The 4,912-nt window shown below is 47.5% G+C and carries 5 protein-coding genes; all 5 read right to left on the bottom strand.

The window, feature by feature from the left end:
- On the bottom strand, positions 1–1,138 hold a 1,138-nt coding region (locus tag AC4E7D_RS11685; RefSeq protein ID WP_490173972.1), incomplete at its 3' end, for a UDP-N-acetylmuramoyl-L-alanyl-D-glutamate--2,6-diaminopimelate ligase.
- Positions 1,135–3,141, bottom strand: coding sequence for a penicillin-binding protein (locus AC4E7D_RS11680; protein ID WP_490173971.1), 2,007 nt, complete (start codon positions 3,139–3,141; stop codon positions 1,135–1,137). The genes AC4E7D_RS11685 and AC4E7D_RS11680, both read right to left, overlap by 4 nt.
- Positions 3,142–3,462, bottom strand: a complete 321-nt coding sequence (locus AC4E7D_RS11675) for an FtsL-like putative cell division protein (RefSeq protein ID WP_490173970.1) — start codon at positions 3,460–3,462, stop codon at positions 3,142–3,144. It abuts the gene before it with no gap.
- 24 nt (positions 3,463–3,486) lie between these two features.
- On the bottom strand, positions 3,487–4,392 hold the full coding sequence (gene rsmH, locus AC4E7D_RS11670) for a 16S rRNA (cytosine(1402)-N(4))-methyltransferase RsmH (protein ID WP_490173969.1): 906 nt from the start codon (positions 4,390–4,392) through the stop codon (positions 3,487–3,489).
- A complete protein-coding gene (gene mraZ / locus AC4E7D_RS11665; protein ID WP_490173968.1) occupies positions 4,370–4,834 on the bottom strand; it encodes a division/cell wall cluster transcriptional repressor MraZ in 465 nt (154 codons plus the stop codon). The genes rsmH and mraZ overlap by 23 nt, the downstream gene beginning before the upstream one ends.
- Positions 4,835–4,912 lie beyond the last annotated feature (78 nt).

Raw genomic sequence — 4,912 nt, 5'->3', positions numbered from 1 at the left:
CACGATCACCACCACACCCCACTACGGTGATGACGTTTTCATTTCCAGTCCTCAACGCATTGATTGTGTTCAATACGTTTTTTAAGGCGTCCGGCGTATGGGCATAATCAACTATCGCGGTTATTTTTTGTTTTGAAATGTAATATTGGAAGCGCCCGTCCACATTTTCCAATTCGCTTAACAGCCGCAGTAATTCCATTCTTTCCAGCCCCAATAAGTCGGCTGTCGCATAAATGGCGAGGATATTGTAAGCATTAAACTCCCCGATGAGTTTGGTCCACAACTCGCTATCTTCAATCTTTAACAGCTGTCCGCTGAACTGATTCTCCAGCAGCTGCGCCCGGTAATCCCCAAAACTTTTCAGGGCGTAGGTAAATTTCCTGGCCGGGGTATTCTGCAACATATACATGCCATTTTTATCGTCCAGGTTGGTCAGGGCAAAGGCTTTTACGGAAAGGCCATCAAATAATTTTTTCTTTGTGTCCCGATATTCCGCAAAGGTTTTGTGATAATCCAGATGGTCGTGCGACAAATTGGTGAATATCGCCCCTTCGAACACCAGGCCCAGCGACCGTTTCTGGGCAATGCCATGGGAACTCACTTCCATAAAACAAAACTCAACCCCGGCTTCATTCATCAGATGAAGGTGCTTGTTTATAGTTAAGGCATCCGGGGTGGTATGGCTGGTGGTGTACTCGGTTTCATCCACCATGACCTTAATGGTGGAAATCAGGCCAACTTTGTACCCTGCTTTTCGGAACAACTGGTATAACAAACTGGTAACCGTGGTTTTGCCATTGGTCCCGGTCACCCCCACCAGTTTCAGGTTTCGCGAGGGATTGTCGTAATAGTTAGACGCCATTATCGCAAGGGCTGCCTGAGAATCATTCACCTTAACATAGGTGACCTCATTGACCAGCTCTTTCGGGAACTCCTCACAGATCACTGCGTTACAGCCTTGTTCTATTGCCTTGGCTATATATTGGTGACCATCGGTCTGAGTGCCCCTGATAGCTACAAAGGCGTCATCAAGGGCTACTTGTCGCGAATCAAAATGCAGGGCATTAAAACGGGTTTCGGTGGTACCATTTACCGCCGCTATGCTAACACCGTAGAGTATGTCCTTCAATAACTTCATGAGAGTTCCAGCACGATTTTCTTTCCTTTTTCAAGCGTAGTTCCCTGTGAAATGGATTGTTTTTTCACTTTGCCATTTCCCTTAACCTCAACTTCCAGACCCAGGTTCTCGAGTATGGAAATGGCATCCATACCGCTCATTCCCTTTACATTAGGCACATACTGATGTTCCCGCTGCGCTTCTGCATAATAGCGCTGGTAGTCTTCCTCCAATTCCTGATTCTCAGGTTGCAGGCTGCGCACTTCGTCTATAATTGGGTTATTGGAGTAAATTTTATGAGCGATGGATTTGAACACCGGACCAGATACATCTGCACCGTAATACCCCACGCTTTTATCAGGTTCATGGATGACCACAATACAGGAATATTTAGGGTTATCCGCTGGAAAATATCCGGCAAAGGTGGAAATGTATCCCAGTTTATCAGGATCCTTTGCCACGTAATTCTTTTGGGCAGTCCCCGTTTTACCGGACATGGAGAAATCAGGAGAATACAGCCTGTGGCCCGTTCCGTGTTTCTTCTCAACCACATTCTTTAACAATTGTTGTACCTGCTTCACCGTCTCCTTAGAGGCAATGGCAGGATGGATCACTTTCTTGTCAAAATGGTGGATGGTCTTGTTCCACTCCCGTACTTCCTTGATCAGTCTGGGCCTCAGGAGTTCCCCTCCATTGGCAATCGCATTGTAAAAGGCAAGGGTCTGCAGTGGTGTCAGTGCCACCTCATAGCCATGGGACATCCAGGCCAGGGACACGCCCGACCAGCCTTTGTCTCCGGGCTGCCGAATCACCGGCTTACCTTCGCCCTTGATCGGCATGTTCAGTTCATTGTGCAAGCCCATATCCATGAGGAGGTTGACAAACCGATCCGGTTCGGTTTTGTAGTTCTCGTGGATCATTTTGGCAAAGGCTGTGTTTGAAGACACTTCAAAGGCCCGTGCCACAGAAATTTTTCCATACCCCCCGTGTTTGGAATCCCGCACCGTGCGGTCGTAAATCCGCCACCGTCCTTTTTCGGTATCGATTACCGTACTGGTATCTACCTTACCGTCTTCCAGTGCAGCCACCAGGGACATGAGTTTAAAAGTGGAACCGGGCTCATGGGATTCACCTATGGCGTAATTCAAACGTTCATAGTACTTCCCGTCTTCAGTCCTGCCGAGGTTGGAGATGGCTTTGATCTCCCCGGTATTGGTTTCCATTACGATAACACAACCGTGTTCCGCCTTGTATTTCTCAAGTTGTGAAAGCAGGGCATGGTGGGCGATGTCCTGAATGTTGATATTGATGGTAGAGATCACATCGTACCCATCCTTAGGTTCTACGATATTATCCAGCCCAATGGGTTTCCACTGCCCTTTGGCTATTTTCTGCTTTAGCCTTTTCCCTTCGATACCTCTTAGGTAGTTTCCAAAAGCCCCTTCCAGGCCCACCCGGGTAGCATAACCGTTCTCGTCAAAGCGCTCATAACCCACGCTGCGTTCTGCAATTTTACCCAGGGGATGTTCCCGTACGGTCCGCTGTTCCACAATCAAGCCTCCCTTGTAGGGCCCCTGCTTAAAAAGCGGAAAGGTCTTTACCTTGATATAGTCTGAATATTCGATGTTACGCGCAATCAGGGCATAGCGGTTTTTATTGATCCTGGCTTTGCGCAGCACTTTTTCATAGTGGGAAGGGGATTTACCGAATTGCTTACCCAAGGCCTCAGACAAGGGCTGTACCAGGGTTTCAAAATCCCGCTGGCTAACGGTTACTGCGTCAAAACGTATGGTATATTTGGTAACAGAGGTCGCCAGGAGGCTGCCATCATCAGAATAGAGGTTCCCTCGGTTGGGGGCGATGGTAAACATTTTTTCGGTGCGCTGCATGGCCAATGCCTTGTACTTATCACCCTGCACCATCTGTATACTCACCAGCTTAAATACCACGGCGGCTGCGAACAAAAAGAGGCAGGCGGCCACGATATAGAGTCGGGTCATTATATTTTTGGGGGTGATTGCCATTTACTTTGTAACCGCTTTTACTTTGATTTTTTTTGGAGGGGTTTCCGAAGGGTACAGGCTGTCTTTCATGACCACTTCCCTGATCGTAGATTCCAGTTTTAGTCGTTGCACGTCAGAGCGCATGTCCACAAATTCGCTCCTCAGCTCACGAACTTCTTCGTTTAGGGCTGCCAGGCGATGTACTTTACGATCAGCACTATGCGCAGCAGCAATCATTATTGTAGCCAGGAAAGAGGCATAGATGATAAAAAGCCAGTTCTTGGGAGCGTCCCCGCTTACCAAAAACTTTCCTTTCAATAGATCCACTACCCCTTTTCTCATTTCCTTGTCCTTATTATATTTTCCTTATATCCGTTCTGCTATTCTAAGCCTGGCACTCCGTGCCCTGCTATTTCTGGCAATTTCCTCGGCTGACGGTACTATCAATTTCCCCACTTTCTTAAAAGGAACCTTCACATGTCCATAGAGGTCCTTTTCGGCTTCCCCTTCAAACTTCCCTTCCCGGATAAAGCGCTTAACCAAGCGGTCTTCAAGGGAATGGTAGCTGATTATAGAAAGCCTGCCACCTGGTTTTAACAGGTCCGGTGTCTGCAGGAGGAACTCCTCAATCACCTTGATCTCTTCATTGACCTCGATACGTATCGCCTGATAGATCTGAGCCAAAACCTTTTGTTCCCGATGCCTGGGCAAAAAACGCTGCAGCACCACCTTCAATTCATTTGTGGTGGCTATGGGCCTGGATGCTCTTTGCTCCACGATGGTCCCGGCTATTTCCCATGCCCGCCTAAGTTCGCCGTAGCGGGAAAATATTCTTGCCAGATCTTCCCGGGAATAGGTGTTGACCACGTTATAAGCCGACAGTTGGTTCTGCCGGCTCATCCGCATATCGAGTGCCGCATCAAATCGGGTGGAAAACCCACGGTCTGCCTGATCAAACTGATGGGAGGATACCCCAAAATCTGCCAGGATGCCGTCAACTTTTAGTATGCCATAGAACTTTAAAAACTGCTTGATAAACCTGAAGTTTTCATTTATAAGACGAAAACGAGGGTCATCAATGGTATTTTGAAGGGCGTCCTCATCCTGATCAAAAGCGATCAGCTGCCCCTCTTCTCCTAATCTTTCCAGAATCTCACGGGAGTGTCCGCCACCCCCGAACGTTACATCTACATAGATTCCATCTTCCTTAACCTGCAGGCCATCTACGGACTCCTTTAAAAGGACCGGGTTATGATAGGTCTTCGACATCATCACCCATAACCTCCTCTGCCAGCTCGGCAAAATTTTCTGCGGTATCATCGAGCACCTGCTCGTAATTCTCCTTGTCCCAGATTTCAATAATGTTGATTGCCGAACTCAACACTACTTCCTTCTTTATTCCCGCGATAGCGACCAGGTTCTTAGGTATCAATAACCTGCCTGTAGAATCAATTTCCACTGGCTTTACCCCGGCAGAAAACCGCCTGATGAAATCGTTGTTCTTTTTCTTGAACCGGTTCTTTTTGTTCATTTTCTGCATGAGCAGATTCCACTCGTCCATGGGATACAGTTCTAAACAGGGATGAAATACGGAGCGCTTGATGACGAAGCCCTGAGCGAGCAGGGGGGCCATCTGATTCTTGAGGGTTACAGGTATCATTACCCGCCCTTTAGCATCGGCTTTACATTCATATGTTCCTATGAAACTGATCACGGAAACCGGTTTGGTTCGTTATTTAAACTCAAATATATAGAAATTATTACCACAAATTACCACAAATTACCACTTTGT

The sequence above is a fragment of the Lentiprolixibacter sp. genome (assembly GCF_982873095.1).
This window is presented reverse-complemented; position numbering and strand designations above follow the sequence as displayed.